The 23815-nt window shown below is 34.7% G+C and carries 23 protein-coding genes and 2 pseudogenes; 4 read left to right on the plus strand and 21 right to left on the minus strand.

Annotation, left to right across the window (positions count from 1 at the left end):
- Window positions 1-17 precede the first annotated feature (17 nt).
- From BTOYO_RS04580 to BTOYO_RS04660, 16 genes and pseudogenes are all read right to left on the minus strand, one after another.
- Window positions 18-1079 (minus strand): EpsG family protein, encoded by a 1062-nt coding sequence (locus BTOYO_RS04580; protein ID WP_000154273.1) that lies wholly within the window; start codon window positions 1077-1079, stop codon window positions 18-20.
- 35 nt (window positions 1080-1114) lie between these two features.
- Window positions 1115-2008 (minus strand): glycosyltransferase family 2 protein, encoded by an 894-nt coding sequence (locus tag BTOYO_RS04585; protein ID WP_000793794.1) that lies wholly within the window; start codon window positions 2006-2008, stop codon window positions 1115-1117.
- Between the two features lie 5 nt (window positions 2009-2013).
- Window positions 2014-3123, minus strand: a complete 1110-nt coding sequence (locus BTOYO_RS04590; protein ID WP_000537132.1) for a glycosyltransferase family 1 protein — start codon at window positions 3121-3123, stop codon at window positions 2014-2016.
- A complete protein-coding gene (locus tag BTOYO_RS04595) occupies window positions 3108-4265 on the minus strand; it encodes a glycosyltransferase family 4 protein (RefSeq protein ID WP_000253762.1) in 1158 nt (385 codons plus the stop codon). The genes BTOYO_RS04590 and BTOYO_RS04595 overlap by 16 nt, the downstream gene beginning before the upstream one ends.
- Before the next feature lie 33 nt (window positions 4266-4298).
- A pseudogene (locus tag BTOYO_RS04600) lies at window positions 4299-6124 on the minus strand (polysaccharide biosynthesis protein).
- 295 nt (window positions 6125-6419) lie between these two features.
- Window positions 6420-7082 (minus strand): CpsD/CapB family tyrosine-protein kinase, encoded by a 663-nt coding sequence (locus tag BTOYO_RS04605; protein ID WP_000323603.1) that lies wholly within the window; start codon window positions 7080-7082, stop codon window positions 6420-6422.
- Window positions 7031-7771, minus strand: coding sequence for a YveK family protein (locus tag BTOYO_RS04610; RefSeq protein WP_001031073.1), 741 nt, complete (start codon window positions 7769-7771; stop codon window positions 7031-7033). Before BTOYO_RS04610 ends, BTOYO_RS04605 begins: the two co-directional genes overlap by 52 nt.
- Window positions 7772-8112: 341 nt before the next feature.
- A complete protein-coding gene (locus tag BTOYO_RS04615) occupies window positions 8113-8343 on the minus strand; it encodes a BhlA/UviB family holin-like peptide (protein WP_073990767.1) in 231 nt (76 codons plus the stop codon).
- Window positions 8344-8514: 171 nt separating this feature from the next.
- A complete protein-coding gene (locus BTOYO_RS04620; protein WP_000716771.1) occupies window positions 8515-9510 on the minus strand; it encodes a GH25 family lysozyme in 996 nt (331 codons plus the stop codon).
- Between the two features lie 67 nt (window positions 9511-9577).
- Complete coding sequence (locus tag BTOYO_RS04625) at window positions 9578-10399, minus strand: M23 family metallopeptidase (protein ID WP_000190134.1); 822 nt, start codon at window positions 10397-10399, stop codon at window positions 9578-9580.
- Window positions 10400-10654: 255 nt separating this feature from the next.
- Window positions 10655-11623, minus strand: coding sequence for a lysozyme family protein (locus tag BTOYO_RS04630; protein WP_000025076.1), 969 nt, complete (start codon window positions 11621-11623; stop codon window positions 10655-10657).
- 238 nt (window positions 11624-11861) lie between these two features.
- Window positions 11862-12248, minus strand: coding sequence for a hypothetical protein (locus BTOYO_RS04635; protein ID WP_000464429.1), 387 nt, complete (start codon window positions 12246-12248; stop codon window positions 11862-11864).
- A gap of 397 nt (window positions 12249-12645) precedes the next feature.
- A complete protein-coding gene (locus BTOYO_RS04640; RefSeq protein WP_000511428.1) occupies window positions 12646-13515 on the minus strand; it encodes a DnaD domain protein in 870 nt (289 codons plus the stop codon).
- Window positions 13516-13663: 148 nt separating this feature from the next.
- A complete protein-coding gene (locus tag BTOYO_RS04645) occupies window positions 13664-13858 on the minus strand; it encodes a hypothetical protein (RefSeq protein WP_001189063.1) in 195 nt (64 codons plus the stop codon).
- Between the two features lie 11 nt (window positions 13859-13869).
- A pseudogene (locus BTOYO_RS04650) lies at window positions 13870-14627 on the minus strand (ORF6C domain-containing protein).
- Between the two features lie 186 nt (window positions 14628-14813).
- On the minus strand, window positions 14814-15077 hold the full coding sequence (locus tag BTOYO_RS04660; RefSeq protein ID WP_000283429.1) for a helix-turn-helix domain-containing protein: 264 nt from the start codon (window positions 15075-15077) through the stop codon (window positions 14814-14816).
- Window positions 15078-15279: 202 nt separating this feature from the next.
- Between BTOYO_RS04660 and BTOYO_RS04665 the strand changes: the two genes are divergently transcribed.
- Window positions 15280-15939, plus strand: coding sequence for a LexA family protein (locus tag BTOYO_RS04665; protein ID WP_000409433.1), 660 nt, complete (start codon window positions 15280-15282; stop codon window positions 15937-15939).
- A gap of 203 nt (window positions 15940-16142) precedes the next feature.
- Here the strand turns inward: BTOYO_RS04665 and glnA are convergent, their stop codons facing one another.
- The 4 genes from glnA to hflX all read right to left on the minus strand — a co-directional run bounded on the left by glnA (window position 16143) and on the right by hflX (window position 20629).
- Complete coding sequence (gene glnA / locus BTOYO_RS04670) at window positions 16143-17477, minus strand: type I glutamate--ammonia ligase (protein ID WP_000135333.1); 1335 nt, start codon at window positions 17475-17477, stop codon at window positions 16143-16145.
- 48 nt (window positions 17478-17525) lie between these two features.
- Window positions 17526-17915 (minus strand): transcriptional repressor GlnR, encoded by a 390-nt coding sequence (glnR, locus tag BTOYO_RS04675; protein WP_000656783.1) that lies wholly within the window; start codon window positions 17913-17915, stop codon window positions 17526-17528.
- A gap of 175 nt (window positions 17916-18090) precedes the next feature.
- Window positions 18091-19362 carry a methionine gamma-lyase family protein gene (locus BTOYO_RS04680; RefSeq protein ID WP_000460315.1) on the minus strand — a complete coding sequence of 424 codons (1272 nt, stop codon included), beginning with the start codon at window positions 19360-19362 and terminating at the stop codon, window positions 18091-18093.
- The gene (gene hflX / locus BTOYO_RS04685; RefSeq protein ID WP_000391423.1) at window positions 19355-20629 is read right to left on the minus strand and encodes a GTPase HflX; all 1275 of its coding nucleotides are present in this window, start codon (window positions 20627-20629) and stop codon (window positions 19355-19357) included. The genes BTOYO_RS04680 and hflX overlap by 8 nt, the downstream gene beginning before the upstream one ends.
- A gap of 92 nt (window positions 20630-20721) precedes the next feature.
- On the opposite strand from hflX, the gene BTOYO_RS04690 reads away from it, so the two are divergent.
- Window positions 20722-21345 carry a trimeric intracellular cation channel family protein gene (locus BTOYO_RS04690; protein ID WP_000312260.1) on the plus strand — a complete coding sequence of 208 codons (624 nt, stop codon included), beginning with the start codon at window positions 20722-20724 and terminating at the stop codon, window positions 21343-21345.
- A 100-nt stretch (window positions 21346-21445) separates the two neighbouring features.
- Entirely contained in the window at window positions 21446-21583 is a 138-nt protein-coding gene (locus BTOYO_RS27645; protein ID WP_000181509.1) for a hypothetical protein, read from the plus strand.
- Window positions 21584-21615: 32 nt separating this feature from the next.
- Here the strand turns inward: BTOYO_RS27645 and spoVK are convergent, their stop codons facing one another.
- Window positions 21616-22572 (minus strand): stage V sporulation protein K, encoded by a 957-nt coding sequence (gene spoVK, locus BTOYO_RS04700; RefSeq protein ID WP_000438193.1) that lies wholly within the window; start codon window positions 22570-22572, stop codon window positions 21616-21618.
- A gap of 265 nt (window positions 22573-22837) precedes the next feature.
- Between spoVK and BTOYO_RS04705 the strand changes: the two genes are divergently transcribed.
- Window positions 22838-23800, plus strand: coding sequence for a tyrosine-type recombinase/integrase (locus BTOYO_RS04705; protein WP_023441011.1), 963 nt, complete (start codon window positions 22838-22840; stop codon window positions 23798-23800).
- The last annotated feature ends 15 nt before the right edge of the window (window positions 23801-23815 follow it).

A 23815-nucleotide genomic window follows, 5' to 3' on the forward strand; every position in this document is an offset into this window, starting at 1 on the left:
CATTTTGCACTTTATTATCAAAGTAGATTACTCTTATAGATAATTCCCAAAGTAATTACATGTTCATATACAAAATAAATAAAATAGCACACTAGAACTGCATAATACATCAACTTTTGATCTTTATCTGTAAATGACTTCACAACCCAAGAAATTAATATTAACTGATACAATCCAAAATATATGGAGAATCTAGCAAATATCCAATTCTGTGTTGAAATAATCATAAAAACAAGACCTAATATAGACATATTTACAATATAATCACTTTCAGGGAATAACGCCCTCATTTTATCTTTCCCAAGGTAAGCCAGTATAATTGGCACTATATTCACAGCAACCCTAAGTATATTGGCACCACCTTCATGAAATTCCTTATATTGACCATATTGAGTATTTCCAATAGCCGAAAATAAAATTTCCGAAAACTGATTAAAACCTATTACTACACATACCGCTAAAAAAAGGAGCAAATATGTCGTTCCTGACCAGGCTTTTTTTCTTACAAAAAAGTATATTGGCATTAAAACTAATGCACTTGCATGAAATGTTGATGCACATAATACAATTAATGTATATTTTTTCCATTTTCCTTCGAAAATATATTTTGTAGCAGCAAAAATAATTGCAGCGGCTAAATATTGCCTAATCCCATTCATTGATGTTAAATACATACCCGACGTAATATAAACATATAAACTCAATTCAATTAGTCTTGAATATTTATATAGTGTTGCTACAATGAGTACATTTGTTATCAATGCTGTAGTAAAAACCATTACTTGAGGATTATCCGTATATTTTTTCAAAACCATTTGAAAAATATTAAAGCCCATGTCTTTATTAGTTTGAACATATTCCCAATTAAACTCCGTTATTTTATATGCATGCATATAAAAATAAGTATCCCCAATATTATTTCGAAGCCCCGCCACCAACACAAGAGATAAAGCCGCCATTATAATCAACAGCCTATTGGGCTTTATCAATGTAAGACTATTAGTCACTGGTATAGCAAAATACCTTGCAAAAAATGCGAGCATGAATACTATAGCAAGATTCATCCAAAGTATGGTCATTATTCTGTCCTCTCATTTAATTACTAAATAAGTCTCTACATGTTTACTTTCATTTTTGTTTTCATTGTAATATAACTATAAAGGATAGCCCCAAATGGCAGTGCACAAAGTGTCAGTCCTTTACATGGCGATTCTTGTATAAACTTTCTATTTCTCGATATGAAACTACTAGATACATAATGTATAGCTTGCCTATACTTAAATAGTCGATTAGTAAATGGTAATTTCATAAGTTCCTTGCGATAAAAAGCAAAACCTTTTGGGTTTCTACGATATTGGTTTAGCATATTCATTGATGATCCATCAGCCATGTATTCCACATAACAAAGCGCTTCGTTCATTAGTAACATCTCATACTGTTGATCTAACATGTAATATTTGTATGCTAACCCTACATATTTTTCATTTTTAAAAATTGGGTATGGATATTTCTTAGTCAATTCTGTGCGATAGACCAATTTTTTATCACCTGTGACACCATGTTTATTGTAAAGATCAAAAAGCGTGGAGTGTTTAAGGTTCTCTGGTAACTTTGAGCCAATTATTTGTCCATTTGTATACAAATCCAATCCAATTATCCCGCTAACTTCTTCATTTCCATAGCTACTCCAAAAAGAAAGGATTTTTTCTACCGCTTCATCGGGCATATAATCATCAGAATCAATACAAACATTTAACTCCGTATCAATCATTTCATATGCTGTATTATGAGCACCATGCATCCCTTGATTTTGTTGCCAATGATACTTAATTTTGATATGTTTTTCAGCAATCCAGCTATCCACCAATTCTTTTGTGTTATCACTAGATCCATCATCTATTATTAACCATACAAAATCCTTACATGTTTGATGTTTTAAACTCTCATAACAATTTGCAAGACAATATGCTCTATTATAAGTAGGGGTGAAAATCGTTAAATTCTTCAAATTACTCACCTCGAAAGTACAGAATAATAGTCTTGAGTTAATTCAGCCGTATGTTTTATATCGTATCCTTTTGCGAATACTACTTGAGTTGGTGTTTTCCTCGAAAAATTACTAGTTTCTATATTTTTCATTTTTTCTATCCAAGCAAATTTATCTGTTAGAGAAACATGTTCAACTAAATTCATTCCCAAGTCCACCTCTTTCGTAATAGTATCAGATATAATACAAGGTAAACCAACTCCTTGCGCCTCTATGAGAGTGAGTGGCAATCCCTCATGTATGGATGGAAAAACAAATACATCAAATGCTTGAAGTATCCTTTCTATATCGTCTCGTATCCCGAGAAACCGTATATGCTTCTCCATATTCAATTCCCTTACTTTATTTTCAATTCCCACGCGAAGCGGCCCTTCGCCAGCTAATAAAAGAATTGAATCCGGCTTAAATCGAGTTAACTGCGCGAATAATTCTATAAGGTAAGCATGATTTTTTTGATGAGCAAATCTTCCAACATGACCTACAACAAGAGTATCTTTCTCAATTTGTAATTCTTCTCTTACTTGTTTTCGTATGTCTGGACAGAACAAAAATCTATCACAATCAATTCCATTTTTTAAGATTCTAGCTACATCGGCTTTATCCGCAAATAGCCATCTGGCAGCAGCATTTGAACATGCTAACAAATGTGTTGCACATATGGCTATTGATTTTCCCGCATACCATTTATAGATTTTTGCAGCAATACCACCCTCACTACTAGTATTATGACTATGCGCAATCCTAACTGGCACCCTTGCTTTTTTAGCTGAACGAAGTACAAATCCGCTCATTTTATCTATATGTGAATGAACGATTTTATATTGCGTATGGGTACTAAAGAAATTATCTAGCGCCTTTATATAGCCCCTATGACCAACATCTGTAACATATGGAATTCTATGAATTTCCCCGCCTAACTTTACTATTTCTTCATCAAACACTCCTTCTTTACAAGTTAAAAAATCAAATTGTACTTTTGAGCGGTCTATATTACGATACAAATTCATAATTAAAGTTTCGGCTCCGCCTCTATTCATATTTACGACTACATGTAGTACTCTCAATGGAGTGCCCAATTTAAATCCTCCATTTCATCCATATATGTTGTATAAATTTCTTTTTTCTCTTTTAACACTTCGTTAACTGAATATTTACTTGTAATAATAGTACGCCCACACCGTCCAAACTGAGCTTGTAATTTAATACTTTTAGAAATAGAATTTATTCTTTCAGACATCGTCTTTATATCATCACGATCTATAATCCAACCATTTTTATTATGAATAATTAACTCCCTATGTCCCCGATTGTCAGTGGCGATAACTGGAAGTCCACAAGCCATAGCTTCCATAATATTAACTGGTAAACCTTCCCGGTAACTCGATGCAACAGCTAGGTCACACATCTGCAGCAAAGGGGCTATATCATTTCTATAACCAAGAAAATGCACCATACTACTCACACCTAGTTGAGCCGCTATATTTTTGCACTCCTTCATTAAAGGCCCTTCACCAGCAAGTAGTAGCTTCGCATGCGGAATTTCATTTTTTAATTGTGCCAATGATTGAATTAAGAAGCTTTGATTTTTGTTCTTATTAAATTCAGCTGCATAAAACATTAAAAAATCTTCAGAATTATAACCATTTTTATGTCTTAATTGCTCCTTTTCACTTTCATTAACAGGAATATATCGTTCTATATCTACTCCTACACCATGAACGAGTTTAATACTTCCCGCCTGAAATCGATGCTTTACTGCTAAACTGTAATCTTCTTGATTAATTGTTAGAAGACAATCCGTAGTAGTAGCTAAAATTCTTTCGATTGGATAGTATAAGAGCCAATTTATGAATGATGATCCTTTACAAAAATGAAATCCATGCGCTGTATATATAACCTTTGTGCCTTCTCTCCGCACTTTTCTAGCAGCTAGACGAGCAATTGCTCCTCCCATAGGCGTATGACAATGAATGATATTATATTTATTTTGATGAATAATTGATGTAAGTTTTTTATATGCATGAAAGTTTTGTACGCTAATCGGTGATCTTTGAAGAGGAATATTATATTTTTGAGTTACGTACGGAAGATGTATATTCCCATTCGCTGCAACATGCACTTCCCATCCTTGGTCTGCAAACCATTTCAAATACGGTAAATGAAAAGCTTTAAAATGATAATCCACAGTTGCACAAAACAGAATTTTTTTAGACACCATCCCACGCACCCGTCTTATAATAATTTTTTGCTATTAACCTGATACTGGTATTAATAGTTTTAAAGTTTTTCGCTGATTCACTAAATTTAACAATCGCTTTCTTAATTCCATCTCATCTAACTCTGTATATTCCAAAATTAACTTTTCTATTTCTTCTATACGAACATTCATTTCTTGCCCTACATAAATTCTCGGGTGAACTTGCTTCTCATTCATTTCATCTTCTTTTAGTAATTCTTCAAAAAGCTTCTCTCCTGGGCGTATACCGGTAAATTCTATTCCTATTTCATCCAAAGAGTTTCCTGATAATCGAATGAGATTTTTAGCAAGATCAACTATTTTTACTGGTTCTCCCATATCCAGCACAAAAATTTCTCCTCCTTTAGCTAGCGCCCCAGCTTGCACTACGAGTCTTGATGCCTCCGGAATTGTCATAAAATAACGAACCATATCAGGATGAGTAACTGTAATTGGTCCACCATTTTGAATTTGTTTCTTAAATAAAGGTATGACGCTTCCGCGGCTACCTAATACATTTCCAAAACGTACTGTAACAAACTTTGTATGACTTATTTTATCTTTGTGCTGAATGACCATCTCAGCTAATTTCTTTGTTGCACCCATAACACTCGTCGGGTTCACCGCTTTATCGGAAGAAATCATAACAAACGTTCCTACTCCATGTGTTCTCGCTGCCTCTGCTATATTCATAGTTCCAATCAAATTATTTTTAACAGCCTCTTCAGGATTGTTCTCCATTAATGGTACATGTTTATGTGCGGCTGCATGATATACAACATTTGGAAGATGTTTATTCATTATTAAATGCATCTTCTTTTCATCTTGTATATCCGCGATTTCTGGAATAAACACGCCTCTCATATCGTTATATTTTTCATTTAATTCCATTTCTATGGAATAAATACTGTTTTCTCCATGCCCTAATAAAATCAATTTTTTCGGTTTAAATTTCGCAACTTGTCTACAAATTTCCGAACCAATTGATCCACCTGCACCAGTAACTAAAATGACTTTATCCGTTATATAATCTGAAATAATTTCCACATCTAACTCTACAGGATCTCGCCCTAATAAATCTTCTACTTGAACATCTCTAAATTCATTTACTGAAACCTTACCTGTTACTAAGTCTTCTAACATGGGAAGGATTTGAGTTTTTACTTTTGTTTTTAAACAATCTTTTAAAATAACATTTCTCTCTCTCTTGTTTAACGAAGGAATTGCCAAGATAACTATCTCAATATTCAGTTTTTTAATAACATAATCAATTTGATTCATACCACCTATTACTGGAATCCCCCAAATATCAAGATTATGCTTTTTGACATTATCATCAATAAACGCGACTGGCATTAATTCAGCAGTATTATTCTTCAACAACTGCCTTGCAACCATCGTCCCAGCTGATCCAGCACCAACAATTAACGTTCTTTTTTATCACCCTTCTTTACATAATAAATATCTCTGTACATTCTCCAAATAAAGCGGGAACCACCAATTAATAAAATATGAATCATCCAAGTTACAACTAACAATCGAAAATACATTTTTTGCATAATGATTTGCTGTACAACCGCTGTAGTAAGTATTGAAAATGTAACGACCTTGCATATAATTAGCAACTCTCCTATACTTGCATATTCCAAAGCTTTTTTATACAATTTATAAACAAAAGCAAATAAATGATGACTAACTAATAGAGTGATAGAGCTAATAACTGATGATAAAGTGATAACACTAAAGCTAGCATTTACAAAAAAATAACTAAAAAAAACTGCACTTAATACAATCAGTGAATCCATTAAAAGCAATAACGATATCCTCCGGCGATACGTCATATAACTTCCTCCTTTAATCAATTCCTTACTGAACTCTTTCAAAGTTAAAGTTTCTAACTATATACTCTTTATTAAAAGTACATAGCTAGAAACTTTAATAAAATATGGGCATCTAACCCTCCCTCACATTACACTTTTGATGACTCGCATCTAAGGTTGCTTTCACAACCCACAGCATAATCGAGTGCCTCCATTGATAGCGGTCAGGAGACATCACCACATCACAATTCTATTATTCTTTCTTTATAACGAACATTTTTATGTAAGAAGGTTAAATTTATTATTCTAATCCCCTTTATACTTTCCCATTCAAAATTGCACCCAATATTCTGCTTTTCGTAAAACTTAGCGCTCTTTTCGTTTCAAGCGCATCTTCGCTCACAGTACGATTATATCGGATCACCAAAAGTACTCCTTCACACTTATCAACTAATACACTCGTATCTGTTACTTCTAATACAGGGGAAGAATCAAATAATATGATGTCATACCGTTCCATTGCCTTTTGAATTAACATATCCATCTCACCTGAACCAAGTACTTCAGATGGATTGAATGGTACTGGACCGCTAGTTAATATATCAAGACGTTCCATCTCTGTTTTTTTTACAGCGCCTTCTAAATTTGTTTTTCCGTTCAATATATCAGTTAATCCAACTGTATTTTCTACTCCAAACATTTCCTGAATCGTGGGTTTTCGTAAATTTGCATCTACTATCAATACTTTTTCACCTTTTTGTGCTATTGAGACTGCTAAATTAACTGTAATCGTTGATTTTCCTTCACCATACCTTGGAGAAGTAATAACTATAGTTCTGCTTTTATGAATAGACGAAGATAATTGAAGGTTTGTTCGAAGCGAACGATACTGCTCCGAAATTTTCGATCTTGGAGCTGTATAAGCAATTATACTTTCTCCTTTAACTTTATTTGTTTTTCGTCTATTTTTGTAGGCCACTCCGTTCCATCCCCCAGTACCACTGTATTTTTTTTACTGAATTTGTCTTCCGTATTTTTCCTATTCATTTTAGAAATCCCGCCCAAAACAGGGACATCTAACAATTGCTCAATTCGTCGTTCCGATTTGATTCTATCATCAAATGAATCCAATAAAAAAATAAAACCGATACTGAGCACCATACCTACAGAGAACGCAATTAGTATCGTCTTAAGGTGATTTATATTTATAGGCATCGAATGTTTTTGAACTGGGTCTTCTGGTAATATACTCACATTATTAAAATTTAGTATATTTGCTACTTCTTTCTTATAAACAGCCGCTGTCGTATTTGCAATTTTATGTGCAAGTACAGGATCAATATCCACTACATTTATTCTCATAATCTGAGAGCCTTGTACACTTTCTATACTTATTTGTCCACTTAATGCACCTGCAGATCTGTTAATATTTAATTCAGCCGCTACTTTTTCTAATATTACAGGCTCATTTACCATCGCTTTTAATGTATTCATCGTTTCAGCATTAGCTTGAACAATAACCCTTGCTGAGGAGGCATACAAAGGTGTTTTCATATACATACTATACATCGCTCCTCCTACGGTTGTGAGAGTCGTAAACAACAGTAGTATCCATACCCTTTTCCATATAACAGTAAATAGATTTTTTAAATTTATTTCCTTATTCATTACTTCTCCCCCTCATTTAATACCAATGAGATTCCAGTTGACATTCCCATAAAAAACAGAAATAAAAGTAATATGTTTTATTTTTTAAATATACAAACATTTCTAATTAATGCCATTTTAGTTCTTTATACAGAACGAGTCAACATAAATTATTCTTGTTAAATGACTTCTTAATTACACCTCATAAATTACGACAATATTCACTGCAATTCATTGTAGATAAATGACGAAAAAGCCCTGATATCGTAGTATCAGGGCTTTTTTTCTTAGTATAGAGATGTATTTCGATTACGTTCTCATTAGTGAACTTGCTTGCGGAATAAATAGTTTAACATGATGCTTTATTTCATATCACCATGTCCCAAAATTTTTTGTTTAACATCTGATAAATCCTTCGCCAACGAACTAAACGCTTTTGCTTGTTCTTCAATGACTTGTTGGTTTTTTTCAATAACTTTTTGATATTGTTCTTCGCGCTGTTCATTCTTTTTTTGTGTAGTAATAAGCATCCACACAAATAACGCTGCGAATGCTCCTTGTTGAATCATTGAATTTAAGATCTGCTCTTCTATTATTCTCACTCCTTTTCTAATCTAAATAATTACTCATTCGAGTGACTCTAATCTTTTATCATCTTTTAACACCAATATGTCCTTATAGCTATCTCTGTCTTATAATTCTTGCTAAAGCTATCTTTTATGTCATAACTTTATAAAATACAAAAACAGTTACTACTGGAATTTTTATCGAATATCTACAATGTCAAAGTGTTCCTCAGGTGTCCAACGGTTCCCACCAATATCAATCCAGCCTTCTTTACGGAAGAATACTGTAAGGGGTTCTTTTGAAGTAATACGTCCTTTGTATGAGCCGTTAATTCCATCATAAAAGTTTACTCCATATCCTTCTGGGTATTTTGATATTGCTTTGAAAGGTCTCCAATAATAATGCTCCGCTTTTACCCAACGGCTTCTACCTAAATCTAACCACACATCATTATCTTCTCCCCAGTACGCATTCCAGTACAATACTTCTGCTGCTGTTGTAAAGTTCCCCTGATAGTTGCCATGTGGTCTATCATGATAGTTAATACCATAACCTTCCCAGTATATTGACTTTGCGAACCCAATCCCTTCTGGTTGCGGTGTACCAACAACGCCACCTTTACCTGTAAACCATTCAAGAGATTTTTCTCCGTTTAAGTAATTTAAATCTACATTACCAGATACGCCCGCAAGACTACCACTTTCCGTATACTGCCATAAATCACAGTTATAGGCTGGTTTATTTCCATAACGTGGAATCCAAAGGAAATCCGCATTCACAGTATTTAGTCCATAGCTTGTATACATGTGATGTGATACATATAGACCTATTTTCCAGCCAGCTGCACGGCATGTATCAATAAATGCCTGTGAAGCTTTCGCTAAGTTAACTGCTCCACAACTTGCTAATGTATCATCTTCCACATCTAATACTAAAAATTTCGCTTCTTTGTCAGCGCGCGCCATAAAATCATTCGCTTCTACAATAGCATCCTGAACACTTACATAACATCCATAAGCATAGTGTGCAAATGGGACACCATAGTCTTTACAACCTTGTACATACTCTTTATAACGTGTATCAATTGTCCTTGATCCATACTGTACACGTATAATAGCAAGTTCAAGCTCTTTACTAGCTGCCGCCCAATTTATTGAACCATTGTGATGAGATAAATCTGCAATTTTCTTCATTTCTATTCCTCTTCTTTCCTATATCAAAATTTATGAATAAAAAACAACTCTTAATAGAGTTGTTTTTTTATCGAATATCTACAATGTCAAAGTGTTCCTCAGGTGCCCAACTATTCCCACCGATATCAATCCAGCCTTCTTTACGGAAGAATACTGTAAGAGGTTCTTTTGAAGTAATACGTCCTTTGTATGAGCCGTTAATTCCATCATAAAAGTTTACTCCATATCCTTCTGGATATTTTGATATTGCTTTGAAAGGTCTCCAATAATAATGCTCCGCTTTTACCCAACGGCTTCTACCTAAATCTAACCACACATCATTATCTTCTCCCCAGTACGCACCCCAGTATAATACTTCTGCTGCTGTTGTAAAGCTTCCCTGATAGTTGCCATGTGGTCTATCATGATAGTTAATACCATAACCTTCCCAGTATATTGACTTTGCGAACCCAATTCCTTCTGGTTGCGGTGTACCAACAGCGCCACCTTTCCCCAAGTAGTCTAATGGATTCACAGCATTACTCTTATTAATATTCCAGCCGCCTTTATGCATTTCAAAATGTAAGTGCTGACCATAAGCCTGTCCCGTTTCTCCCATAACCCCAATTGTTTGTCCTTGTGTAACAGAATCGCCTTCTTTAACTGTACGAGAACCACTTCGCATGTGAGCGTATACAGTTTCCCATGTAACTCCATTAATATTATGAACAATCATAATACATTCACCGTAACTAGATGAAAAATACGAACGACTAACTTTCCCACTAGCCGCTGCATAAATCGGATGATAGCCTGCTTCAGCAAGATCTACCCCATGATGATCTGGTCTGTCACCTCTAAAACCACTTGTTACTCTCGTTGTATTTGTTGGATAAATAAATGTTGCCATATGAATCTTCCTTTCTATTTTATATTGTCTATATTTATTATTTTTAGATATATTGTAGGTTTTCCAACCTTAAAACGAACAAAACAGAGAATTTCTCCATTGTTATCTACCATCAAAATATTATTCTTTTAACCATAAGTTAAATATTATTAAGATTACCAAAGACTCTTGAAAAACTATTATTTTATATGACTAATTCTTCTTTCCTACATTACAGTTTACGTATAAAAAACAACTCTTGGTAGAGTTGTTTTTTTATCGAATATCTACAATATCAAAGTGTTCCTCAGGTGCCCAACTATTCCCACCAATATCAATCCAGCCTTCTTTACGGAAGAATACTGTAAGGGGTTCTTTTGAAGTGATACGGCCTTTATATGAACCGTTAATTCCATCGTAAAAGTTTACTCCATATCCTTCTGGGTATTTTGATATTGCTTTGAAAGGTCTCCAATAATAATGCTCCGCTTTTACCCAACGGCTTCTACCTAAATCTAACCACACATCATTATCTTCTCCCCAGTACGCACCCCAGTATAATACTTCTGCTGCTGTTGTAAAGTTTCCCTGATAGTTGCCATGTGGTCTATCATGATAGTTAATACCATAGCCTTCCCAGTATATTGACTTCGCGAACCCAATTCCTTCTGGTTGTGGAACACCGCCTGCATTAAAATCTACATATTGTTTAACAATTTCAGCGTAGAAAAAATTACCGCCATTTTTATATCGATAACCACCATTGTACGCAACTGCGATAGGATGACTATATTTAACCATAGCACCAGTTTTATTTCCAAGCGATGGTGCAACCACTGTTTTAGAATATTGATCTGCCACCGGTAATGAATGTTGTTTATTGTTAGAAGCTAACCAACGAAGGTAAGCTCGTCCAAAATTATATGATTGAACAATAGCACTTAAATCTGTAATACCATTCTTCTTTGCATCATCAAAGGCTCCTTTTAAATGCTTTACCCCGTAATACACTGAATCTTTAGGATTCTTGATTGTATTCATCGCCCACCCTTGTGATTCACTTGACTGCATAATATCCGGTGTTGTTTCAGAGTTCCCTCCACTTTCCACCATAATAATTCCAAGTACGTAAGGAACTAACTCAGAAACACCTTGTGCAGCACATTCACTTTCTACCATTGATTGCCAACGTAACACTTGTTGTGGCAGATTCTTTGTTTTAACTGAAGCAGCTAGTATACTCATTACTAATCATCTCCTTATTCCACTATTATTTTTGTCTAAAAAACTACTACTTTACTACATATGGTTATCAGCCCAATACTCATTAATTTATAAAATTACTTCATGTTGCTCACCTTCTTTCACAACAAAAAGAGCAGCCATAAAAATAGTTGCTCTTTCGTCGAAATCTTATATTACTACTATAAATCACTTTTTCAATACTTTCTGTACACCGCATGTACCCTACAAAAAGGTAACATTAAAATCCATCTAAAAACTTGACAATTTTTCTTATTTCAGCGTGTTTGCGTCGAATATAGCCTGTACTATAATGCAATTCAAATGCTATTTGTTCTAAGGTCATTCCATCAACATATTTCATTTTAAGTATTTGATGATCCAGTCCTGCAAACTTATTCATCAAAAGCTTTAAATCAAATTCTTCATTCATCTTATGAGCTAATTCATATTCAATTGCTTCAATCCGGTCTTCTACCTTAGCCCCTTCCGACTCAGCGGTTAATCGTACATTTTGCAAGTCCCCACTAGTCCAGCGCTTTAATTCCGCTTTTGATTTGTCTAAGTTGTATTCTAAATAAGCGATTTCTTCTTCTAACTTCTTATAATCTTTGAGCCATTCAAACATCTGACGATTCACCTACTTCCTTTTTGTAAATTTAAATACTACTAATTTAATAAAACTTATATCCTTATTGGCTTTTTCAATCTTTGTTATTTGTAGAACATCTTTCATTTAATAAACACAACCATTTCCTACTATTTATAAATTCATTTTCTCTTTAGAATTCCAATACTGTAATTAACTCCTGAATAGATAATGAAAAACACCCTTCGAACAATCCTTGTAAGACATTAATAATCAAACAGAAATCACAAATTGTTAATACTTGCTCCAAACATTCACGAATATCTTCAAAGATGTTTAATATACATCAAACATTTTTGAAGAATATAATCATTTAATCTTAGCATTAAGATAATACATTTTTAAACACCAAAGTCGTCGACCATTTTATCTTTTCTTAAGACTTATATTTATTTAATACCTCTTTTAATCTCTCACGCTCTTCCTCAGTGTACTGCGCGGGTTTTCTTTCCACTTCTTGATTCGTGTGTTCGTCATCTTTATATAACCAATCTGGGACAAGCTCTTTTCTAGTCGAATAATTTCTACCTGATTCATTAAATTTCTTATTCTTACTCATTTTGAAACGTCTATCTAGCGCGGTCACATCAGCAAATGTTTTAACTTTTTGCTCCTTCCAATTACTCAATATAGCTTTAACGTAGTTCCATCTTGGTGCATTCTCATCAATAGCTTTATTAGTTGCATACTGAATTAACTCACTACTAAACAAATCACAAAAATCGCCTAACTCCGTAAATGCAATTTCACTTAACGGAATGCCTCTCTCTTTTAAAAAATTATAATTTTTTTTAAACTCTCTACCGAATAATATATGAGATTCTAATTTATCCTTATCATCATGATTAGTATTTTGTATTTTAGTATTTAGTTTATTGATATTTAGTAGTGTCGGATTTTCCTCATATGGCTTTCCTACATCTTGCTTTTCCACTTGTGGAATTCTCTTTTGTGGTGTTTCATAAATTTCCGTATCCCATCTTTTAATTTTTTTTGTATGTTCATCACGAACGGGATAACGCTTTACATACCCTAATTCTTTTAGTTCTTTAAAACCTGTACGTAATGAATCTTCTCCATCCTTTGCATGTTGAGCTAATTCACTAATATGAAAAGTCCAATCATCTGGTAGTGTAAGTGTATAAGCCAAAATTCCTTTTGCCTTCCATGACAACCTTTTATCTTTTAAACCAGTATTATTTATGACGGAATAATTACTATCTTTTTTCACTCGAATAATCCCCATACTAGTCACCTCATAAATTCTCAAAATCGATATTCAATGTTATACTTATTCAGAGATATTTTTTTATAGAATCCGCTGCAACGGATTCTTTTTTTATGTACTCATTTAAATCCATCATGCTATCCATATTTTTTCTCCTAAATCTTTCTTATTCCTCAAATTCAACATCAACTTGAATTTCGATATTCATAGAAATTTCTTGTGTTATACGAATAACATTTGGACTTATTCCTTTTTGGATAAGCTTTTTAATCTGCTGTTTTGCGGCATCTTTTGTTTTAAATTCACTGACAGTTGGTAGACCTACTAAATTGCCAGTAATCACTAAAATTTTCCGTTGCATGTTTCTTCCTCCTATTGAAATTCTGCCATATTTATTTGTGAGTTTTTAACTTTAATTTCTTCATTTAAAACTGTTGGAATTGAATATTCTTCATTAATTATTTGTATAGCTCTATCCAAATGATTACGTTTAATAGCTTTATAACTATTCACACCAAACTCTCGATGTAATTGACTATAAATATCGCTATACAGCTTTTTTCTAAGACTGTTATCCTGATAAGAATTCGAATTTTTACCCCCCAATAACAAAAAACCTAACCTTTTTACAGCCTTTGTTATTTCGTCACATTCAATGGCGTATAGCGGAGCGTTTTCTCGTAACCCCTTCACTTCAGTCTTAATCTCTTGTATTTCTTGCGTATGTCCTTCTAAAGCTGCAAACGTTAACTTTAGGACTCCCATAGCATCCTTTGGTATTTTGTTCTGACTTTGTATATACCTCCTCATCCGTTTGAACTCTTCAATACATTTTATTTTCGTTTGCACAGCTTCTCTAGAGTTATACCCCATAGCAAGTAATACGAAAGCTTCTTCAGTTAAATTGTATTTAGACATGCGCTCACCCTGTGAATTGATATAAGTGGACTCGTAAGAATTTCCTTGCGCAAATTCTTCACCCGCATATACAATATTTTTACAATATCCTCCAAAACGTAGTAATGATCTTTCCCGAACGTTTTCGCAATTACCAAACTATCCGTTACTACCTCACCATTAACTTCAAATACTAGTTCACTATGTACTAATACTTCGGTTAAGTGATCCATTCTGATCTCCTCCTCATCTTTAATTTTCAATTACCTTCCTTACATTTACATACCCTTGCATCAAGTGTTATTATTTACCAGTTTTCTTGGGCATTAACCAATCCTCAACATTCAAATTATGTGATTTAATATAAAATATTTCCTTAACTCTCCAATAAAGCTTTGCTTAATAATTTCGTTATTGAGTTAAAAATTCAATATTTTATGTTCCAAAAAAGTAGGGTTTCTTTTCACACTACAATTCGGCTTGTTTTCTTCAAATTCAAAAAGATATTCTAAATTATGATCAGGAAAAAAGGTTTCCTTAATTTCAAGAGCCTCATCATAATAAAAACGAAATTTACCATTAATTTTGTCGCACACTGTTGCGTAGCGAAGATTCAGATGCGAAGAGATTTGGGTAATTACAATCCCTTTTCTCGCCATCTCTGCACGCAGATTCGGATACATTAGCTCACCTCCTTAATTTTTATACGAAATTGCGTTTATTTACACTTTAATATATACGCATTTCCGTACAAAGTCAATGATATAATAGGGAAATACACTCAATATCGTACAAAACACTATTTACTTATAAATTCAGCTAAGTTATGATAGTAACAAACATACTCAATATCGTATACATTTTATAAGAAGGATGGTGAAGTTTATGGAAAAAGCAAAGATTGTAACACGCTTAATAAAAGAAGCTGGATATAGCAAAAGAGCTTTCGCAGAAAAAATCGGGCTCCCTCCCACAACACTGCAATCAATGTTATCAAGAGGAATCGGTAAAGCATCTGTTGATAATGTAATAAAAGTTTGTAAGGGATTAGGGATCACTACTGATGATTTAGAGGTGCTCACAACTAAAGGGGATAATACAGTTAAAGAAGAAGTTTCTATTTATGAAACCATTCAAAACGACCAATCAAACATTATCCATATCCCAATCATTGGTTCTGTCGCAGCCGGTACACCTATATTCGCCGAAGAAAATATCGAGGGTTATTTACCAATGCTAAGTACATTTTTAAATAAGCGTAAAAAGTATTTTTATCTTACTGTAAAAGGCACTAGCATGAATCTCGAATTCCCTGATGGTTCTTATGTTCTGGTAGAAGAAACTCCTTATGTTGAGAATGGGCAAATTGCTGTTGTAAAAGTCAATGGTTATGATGCAACTGTGAAAAAAATCTCAAAATCTGGAAGCATCATTACTTTAATACCATTGAGTAATGATCCTATCCATGAACCACAGACTTACGACCTTTCAGCTGAAGATGTAAAAATCATTGGTCGCGTTGTACAAGCAGTAAAAAATTATTAAATTTTTAGCGCTAGCAATTTATTGAAAAAAGAACCGATTCTAATAAAGGTTTATTGAAATTACCATCCCTATTATTAAGATACTCTTATACTGAAGATTTTTAGTGGCTGTTTTGTGGTTTCTTTTCATTTTGCGCCACTTGAAGTTAACTTTATAAAAAAGAAAAAAGCCCTGATACCGTAGTATCAGGGCTTTTTTCTCTCTTAGTATAGAGACATATATTGATCGCGTTCCCATTGGTGAACTTGTGTGCGGAAGATATCCCACTCAATTTCTTTTGCTTCGATGAAGTGCTCAAGTAAATGTTCTCCTAGTGCACTGCATACTACTTCATTAGATTGTAATGTAACTAACGCTTGCGCTAATGTTGCTGGTAAGTCAACGATACCTGCTTCTTCGCGCTCTTCTTTTGTCATTACATAGATGTTACGGTCTACTGCAGCTGGTGGAGTTAATTTATTTTTAATTCCGTCAAGACCTGCAGCTAATAATGTAGCCATTACTAGATATGGGTTTGCAGCTGGGTCAACACTACGTACTTCTACGCGTGTACTAATACCACGAGATGCAGGGATACGTACTAATGGGCTACGGTTTTGTGCAGACCATGCTACGTAACAAGGAGCTTCATATCCAGGTACTAAACGTTTGTAAGAGTTTACAGTTGGGTTTGCTACCGCTGTAAATGCTGGTGCATGTTTTAAAATACCTGCGATAAAGTGACGAGCATCATCACTTAATTGTAAATCACCGTTTTGATCGAAGAATACGTTCTCACCATTTTTAAATAGTGATAAGTTACAGTGCATACCTGAACCGTTCACACCGTATAATGGTTTTGGCATAAATGTTGCATGTAAACCATGTTTACGAGCAATTGTTTTTACAACAAGTTTGAATGTTTGAATGTCATCACATGAGCGAATTGCATTTGCATATTTAAAGTCAATTTCGTGTTGACCTGGTGCAACTTCATGGTGAGACGCTTCAATTTCAAAGCCCATTTCTTCAAGCTCAAGAACGATATCACGACGACAGTTTTCCCCTAGATCCATCGGCGCAAGGTCGAAGTATCCACCGTTATCGTTTAATTCTAATGTTGGATTTCCTTTTTCATCAACTTTGAATAGGAAGAATTCTGGCTCTGGTCCAAGATTGAAATCTGAGAATCCTAAAGCTTCCATTTCTTTTAATACACGTTTTAAATTGTTACGTGGATCTCCGTCAAATGGAGCACCATCTGCAGTATAAATATCACAGATTAAACGAGCTACTTTACCTTTTTCAGCTGTCCAAGGGAAAATTACCCAAGTATCTAAATCCGGATATAAATACATATCAGATTCTTCAATACGTACGAAACCTTCAATAGAAGATCCATCAAACATCATTTTGTTATCAAGAGCTTTTGTTAATTGGCTCACTGGAATTTCTACGTTTTTAATTACTCCTAAAAGGTCCGTAAATTGCAGACGGATATACTTTACATTCTCTTCTTTCGCCAAACGGAAAATATCTTCTTTTGTGTACCTAGCCATTATAAATTCCTCCTTAGTCCCTCTAAACACCTTCAGAATCAGTTATCTTTAGTGAAAAAACCTTGAAATGTCACCTTGTCGCAATGAAGTTCGATTAAATCTACCTGTATGTTGTAGTTCATCTCGAAGTATTTTGCGAAGCTCCGTTTTTGAAATTTCTTTCGTTTCTTCTTTTACTTTCACTGCTTCTGTTTGATTTTCTTTCATTAGTAACACTTGCTTAATACCAGCCATATTTAAGCCTTGATCTAATAAATCTTTAATCTCTAACAACTTATCTACATCGTTAAATGAAAATAATCTACGATTCCCCTTTGTACGGGTTGGAGAAACAAGATTGTGCTCTTCATAGTAGCGAATTTGACGTGCAGACAATTGTGTTAAATCCATAACAATACCAATAGGAAACAGCGGGGCAGAACGTCTATCTTCTTTCATTGTTTCAGTTCCTCCTTCGCCTTAACTGCTTCTCATTTTATATTATGTTATGTTTAGTGTCAATAGATGTTAGCTTTTCTTACATGATTTTTTAAAGTTTTTTTTCATTCTTTTTTCTAATGGCACAAATCATTACTTTTACACGAAAAAAGCTGCCGAAATCGACAGCTTCCCTTTAAGAAATTGTTAATAATTTTTTTTCGATTAACGCATCAATCGCAGAACAAATTGCAATCTTCACATGAGAATACGTTAATCCACCCTGTACATAAGCAACGTAAGGCGGACGAATTGGGCCATCAGCCGACAATTCAATACTTGCACCTTGAATAAACGTTCCCGCAGCCATAATTACATCATCTTCATAACCCGGCATATAGTTTGCGTACGGAGTGAAATGAGAATTAATCGGAGATGCATATTGAATCGCTTGACAAAAGGCAATCATACGATCTTTATCATCGAATTGAACAGATTGAATTAAGTCCGTTCTTGGCGCATTCCACGCTGGTGACGTGTTCATTCCTAACTTTTCTAAAAATGCCGCTGTAAAGATTGCACCTTTTAGTGCTTGTCCCGCTACATGCGGCGCTAAGAAGAACCCTTGGTACATTTCTTGTAAACTGTATAAAGATGCCCCTGCTTCAGCACCAATCCCTGGAGATGTTAAACGATATGCACATGCTTCAACATATTGTTCTTTCCCAACAATGTAACCACCAGTTTTAACGATTCCACCGCCTGGGTTTTTAATAAGCGAGCCCGCCATTAAATCTGCACCTACATGGCACGGCTCTTGTTCTTCAATAAACTCGCCATAACAGTTGTCAACAAATACAACTACATCAGGTTTAATTTCCTTAACAAACGAAATCATCTCTTTAATTTGAGAAATAGTAAACGACGGACGAGTAGCATATCCCTTTGAGCGCTGAATACCAATCATCTTCGTATTACTATGAATCGCAGCCGCAACAGCTTCAAAGTCCACAAGCCCCTCTTCCGTTAACGAAACTGCGTTATAACCGATATTATATTCTTTAAATGACCCTACACCTTTTCCGCGTACACCAACGATTTCCTCTAACGTATCATACGGTTTCCCCGTTATGTATAGTAGCTCATCTCCCGGACGTAAAATACCAAATAAAGCTGTTGAAATCGCATGAGTCCCCGAAATAATTTGCGGACGAACAAGACCCGCTTCCGCTCCAAATACATCAGCATACACTTTTTCTAATGTGTCACGACCAATATCGTCATATCCATAGCCAGTCGTTGGAATAAAATGCGAGTCACTAATTTTATGTTTACGAAAACTTTCTAATACACGAAATTGATTACTTTCAATCACTTCATCTGCACGTTTATGCACTTCTGTAATTTGACTTTCTACTTCTTTTACAATAGGAGCCATTTTTTCTCCATTTTTTAAACGATCAAACATTATCATTTTCTCCTTCTTCCACTAAAAATCTCTTTAACTGCCCATTATATGGCGAATAGGCAAATATATATCCTGTACAACTATATACAAATTTATCTTCCAGAAATTCCATCTTTGTTAATAGAGTTTCCGTCTTTAATAACGTTAACAACTTACCTTCACTCGGAGGAATCTCCACTTGATATGGATCCATTTCTTCCTTCATTTTCGTTTCTATCGCTTCTTTTATATGTAATAAATCGATTTCTTCAAAAGCACTAGTCATTAAGAAGTCGCTTTTCGGAAACGGAATAAAATTTTGATGTAATGCATCTTTTTTATTGTATAACGTAATAATCGGAATATGATTAATTTCAAGTTCTGACAATAACTTCTTTACCGTTTTCTCATGCCCTACATAGTTTGGATCTGCAGAATCAACAACATGTAAAATAACATCTGCTTCACCAGCTTCTTCTAGTGTTGAACGAAAAGCTGCAATTAACGACGTAGGTAAATCTTGTATAAAACCAACCGTATCAGTTAGCAACACTGTATAACCAGAAGGTAACGGCATCTTCCTTGTTGTCGGATCTAACGTTGCAAACAATAAGTTTTCTTCAAACGTATCCGCTTCCGTTAATCTATTAAATAGCGTCGATTTCCCTGCATTTGTATATCCTATTAATGAAACTTGAAATACTTTATTGTCTTTTCTTCTCTCACGGTATCTTTTTCGATGTTCCACAACAACCGCAAGTTGTTTCTTTATTTCATCAATACGCGATCGAATATGACGACGATCCGTCTCAAGTTTCGTCTCACCCGGCCCTCTTGTTCCAATACCACCACCAAGACGTGATAAAGACAAACCTTGCCCCATTAGACGCGGCATTGTATATTGCAACTGGGCTAACTCCACTTGAAGCTTACCCTCTCTCGACTTCGCACGTTGCGCAAAAATATCTAATATGAGTTGCGTTCGATCGATTACTCTTGCATCTAATACTGAGGATAAATTCCGAATTTGACTCGGCGTTAACTCGTTATTAAATATAATAACATCCGGCTCTAATTCTTCTGTTAACATTGTAAGCTCTTCTAATTTACCTTTACCTATATAAGTCACTGGATGAAACTTCGGTCGTTTTTGCGTTGTTGACACTAACACTTTCGCTCGCGCAGTCTTTGCTAACGATGCAAGTTCTTTCATGGAATGCATAAACTGTTCATCGTCATCTTGCTGTAATTGACAGCCTACTAATATGACTTTTTCTTTTTCTTCCATCAAATATGTTCACTCATCCTTTTCGAAATTTAAACCTTCTAATATAATAGCAGAGGAAGCACATTTCATCTAGTTAGCGGGGGAGAAAATTCATGGCATGGGAGATTTTTAGCATCATAGGCACAATCGCATTCGCACTAAGCGGAGCCATTGTTGCAATGGAAGAGGATTATGACATTTTCGGGGTGTATATTTTAGGAATGGCAACCGCATTTGGGGGAGGTGCCCTTCGTAATTTACTAATCGGTTATCCGATTGTCGCGTTTTGGCAACAAGACATGTTATTCCAAATCGCACTTTTATCAATGACAATTATTTTTCTTTTTCCAAATAAATTAATTAAACATTGGAAAAAATGGGAAAACATTACTGACGCTATCGGCTTATCAGCATTCGCCATACAAGGGGCATTATATGCTCAAAAACTAAATTTACCCATTAGCGCTACAATCGTAGCAGCTGTTTTAACCGGTATTGGCGGCGGGATTATTCGCGATCTTTTAGCCCGTAGAAAACCTCTCGTCCTTCGAGCTGAAGTATATGCTTTTTGGACGATTCTAGCAGGCTTCTTAATTGGGGCTCAAATTATTGTTAGTGATTGGGCTCTTTACACCTTATTCATTTTAATTGTTTGCTTCCGCATGCTTTCTATTCATTACAAATGGCATTTACCGCATCGACGTATCGACACAAACGAACGTTCAATGCATAAATAGCAATTCTAACCTCTTTACATATCGTAAAGAGGTTTTTCTTTTCTAACGATTTTTTCTTTACTTAATGTTTATACTAATTTTTAAAGTGAGGTGAATACAAATGACAAACCACGTTAATAAAGGAGCTCAAAAAAGCTCAGTAAACCAATTTGGGCACGATTCTAATTCAGCACACGAAAAGAGCGCTAAAATGGAACGTTTCCATAAATCTCACCAAGAAAAAGAAAAAAAAGAATAAACGAACATATGCACAAAAAACAGACGCACAGTTTATGTACTGTGCGTCTCCTCTTCCAACATTAAATCAACACTTGATATTCCAATTAAATCATACTTATCATACGTATCTTCTTGCAACAACCGCATAGCCTGTGTACGAATCGATTTTTCAACAATATTCCGTACGTATCGGCCATTACTAAACGATGTAATTTGCGACGAATACTTTACAGCATGTAAATGATCTCTAAATTTCCATTCCGCTTCCTTTGATAACTGGTATTCACGCTCTTCATACATTCTCTTCCCAATTTCCAACAACTGATTTACCGAATAATCCGCAAACTCAATAATAAACGGAAAACGAGATTGCAGTCCTGGATTTAATGAAAGGAAGTGATTCATCTCTCTTGAATACCCAGCCAAAATCAATACAAAACCATGTTGTTTATCCTCCATATGCTTTACGAGCGTATCAATTGCTTCCTTTCCAAAATCCTTCTCTCCACCTCGAGCTAAAGAATACGCCTCATCAATAAACAAAATACCTCCCATTGCTTTTTTTATTAAATCTCTTGTTTTTTGAGCCGTATGGCCAATGTATTCTCCTACAAGATCAGCACGTTCCGCTTCAACTAAATGCCCTTTTGATAGAATATTCATCTCAAACAACAATTTCCCTATCATTCTAGCAACAGTTGTCTTTCCTGTACCTGGATTCCCTTTAAACAACATATGGAGTACTTGCTTCTCAGATTTCAATCCCATTTCTTGTCTTTTTTTATTTACATAAATCCAAGCATATATTTCTTTTATTATCTTTTTTATATCATCCATCCCAACGAGTTTCCCCATCTCTTCTTCAATTCTTTGCAGCATCTCATGTTTAATTGTAGTTTCATTTGAAATTTCCGTTTTATTTTCTGATGCTGGTAAAGAAATTTTCTTTCGATGGTTTAACACAATATTAATTTGATTATTATTTTTCTTTCGCATCGATTGTTCCATACAATCACCTCATTTTATCCCGCAATTTGCAGGCAGTAAGACTCCCACCTCAAAATTCAGCGAATGCGAGGAAGTTAGGCGGGGGATAACTGCCCGTAAATGCCCGATTGGTGTGGGCTGATAATCAGCGGAGGATGAACACCCCCCCACTGATTAAAGTTTCACTTTATCCACTCAACACATATTATTATTCCCGTCCTTCTTACAAATGCCTATTTTCAGAAAAATTTGCTATAATATAAGAAATAATTAAGGTGGTGGGACTATGGAGACAACGGAATTCCATGATACAATACAAGCCTTTTCTATTTTTTTATTGAATAAAGGCCGAAAAACCTCAACCATTAAACGTTATGTTTATGACATTGAAGATTTCGGACATTGGTTAGAAAAAAACAAAAAGCTCCCTTCCAGTAATATATGGGCTACACTTTGTACAAAAGACTACGAAGATTACTTTTCCGACTTAAAAACGAATCGAAACTACTCAGAAAAGACGATGCATCGTGTATTTATTGTACTAAATAGAATGAATCATTTCCTAAACATCCCTAATCCATTAAAGAATATGGAAATTTCCATTCAACCAGATCGCGCACTACGAAATGAAGATTTTATTTCATCTAATGAAGAAAAAAAATTAAAGCGTATCGTCACTTCATTGGAAGGACTATCAGAAAAACAACGTCCTGTACGACCTTTATTGATGGATCGTAATATCACTATTTTAAACCTATTAATTGACTATGGTTTATCCCTACAAGAGCTTACAGCATTAACTATGTATCATGTTCACTTTGAAACTAATACATTATCTATCCCAGCAACCGCAGGAGTAGAAAGAACGATTACATTAACAAAAGAAGACAAAAAGCAATTATACACATACTACAAAAGCATCCCTGAACCCGTTCGTCCAAAATACCATAGTAATGACCCACTGTTTGTCGCATTCGATTTTAACCGCGGAACATACAGATGGGTATACGAAAATGATTCACCGAAGGGATTAACAGAAATCGCTATCCAAAAAATGATTCGCCTTGAAGTAGCTAGAGCTAATTTACGCAAAGGAATCTCAGGGCAACACTTTCGTAACACCTATATTTTAAACTTAATAAAAAAAGAAACGCCGGAATCAGAAATTATAAAACTAGCTGGATTCAAATCAAAAGTTTCACTAAAACGATATTATAAATACGCAGAAAATGAAAAAACGCTATTGTAAGGCGTTTTTTCTATT

It is taken from the genome of Bacillus toyonensis BCT-7112 (assembly GCF_000496285.1).
GTDB classification, from domain to species: Bacteria; Bacillota; Bacilli; order Bacillales; family Bacillaceae_G; genus Bacillus_A; species Bacillus_A toyonensis.

Bases quoted from the DNA above. Each gene is read 5' to 3' on its own strand.
- BTOYO_RS04580 (WP_000154273.1), bottom strand. From the start codon at position 1,079: ATGACCATACTTTGGATGAATCTTGCTATAGTATTCATGCTCGCATTT.
- BTOYO_RS04595 (WP_000253762.1), bottom strand. From the start codon at position 4,265: ATGGTGTCTAAAAAAATTCTGTTTTGTGCAACTGTGGATTATCATTTT.
- BTOYO_RS04610 (WP_001031073.1), bottom strand. From the start codon at position 7,771: ATGAATAAGGAAATAAATTTAAAAAATCTATTTACTGTTATATGGAAA.
- BTOYO_RS04620 (WP_000716771.1), bottom strand. From the start codon at position 9,510: ATGAAGAAAATTGCAGATTTATCTCATCACAATGGTTCAATAAATTGG.
- BTOYO_RS04625 (WP_000190134.1), bottom strand. From the start codon at position 10,399: ATGGCAACATTTATTTATCCAACAAATACAACGAGAGTAACAAGTGGT.
- BTOYO_RS04630 (WP_000025076.1), bottom strand. From the start codon at position 11,623: ATGAGTATACTAGCTGCTTCAGTTAAAACAAAGAATCTGCCACAACAA.
- BTOYO_RS04635 (WP_000464429.1), bottom strand. From the start codon at position 12,248: ATGTTTGAATGGCTCAAAGATTATAAGAAGTTAGAAGAAGAAATCGCT.
- BTOYO_RS04640 (WP_000511428.1), bottom strand. From the start codon at position 13,515: ATGGGGATTATTCGAGTGAAAAAAGATAGTAATTATTCCGTCATAAAT.
- BTOYO_RS04645 (WP_001189063.1), bottom strand. From the start codon at position 13,858: ATGCAACGGAAAATTTTAGTGATTACTGGCAATTTAGTAGGTCTACCA.
- BTOYO_RS04660 (WP_000283429.1), bottom strand. From the start codon at position 15,077: ATGTATCCGAATCTGCGTGCAGAGATGGCGAGAAAAGGGATTGTAATT.
- BTOYO_RS04665 (WP_000409433.1), top strand. From the start codon at position 15,280: ATGGAAAAAGCAAAGATTGTAACACGCTTAATAAAAGAAGCTGGATAT.
- glnA (WP_000135333.1), bottom strand. From the start codon at position 17,477: ATGGCTAGGTACACAAAAGAAGATATTTTCCGTTTGGCGAAAGAAGAG.
- glnR (WP_000656783.1), bottom strand. From the start codon at position 17,915: ATGAAAGAAGATAGACGTTCTGCCCCGCTGTTTCCTATTGGTATTGTT.
- BTOYO_RS04680 (WP_000460315.1), bottom strand. From the start codon at position 19,362: ATGTTTGATCGTTTAAAAAATGGAGAAAAAATGGCTCCTATTGTAAAA.
- hflX (WP_000391423.1), bottom strand. From the start codon at position 20,629: ATGGAAGAAAAAGAAAAAGTCATATTAGTAGGCTGTCAATTACAGCAA.
- BTOYO_RS04690 (WP_000312260.1), top strand. From the start codon at position 20,722: ATGGCATGGGAGATTTTTAGCATCATAGGCACAATCGCATTCGCACTA.
- BTOYO_RS27645 (WP_000181509.1), top strand. From the start codon at position 21,446: ATGACAAACCACGTTAATAAAGGAGCTCAAAAAAGCTCAGTAAACCAA.
- spoVK (WP_000438193.1), bottom strand. From the start codon at position 22,572: ATGGAACAATCGATGCGAAAGAAAAATAATAATCAAATTAATATTGTG.
- BTOYO_RS04705 (WP_023441011.1), top strand. From the start codon at position 22,838: ATGGAGACAACGGAATTCCATGATACAATACAAGCCTTTTCTATTTTT.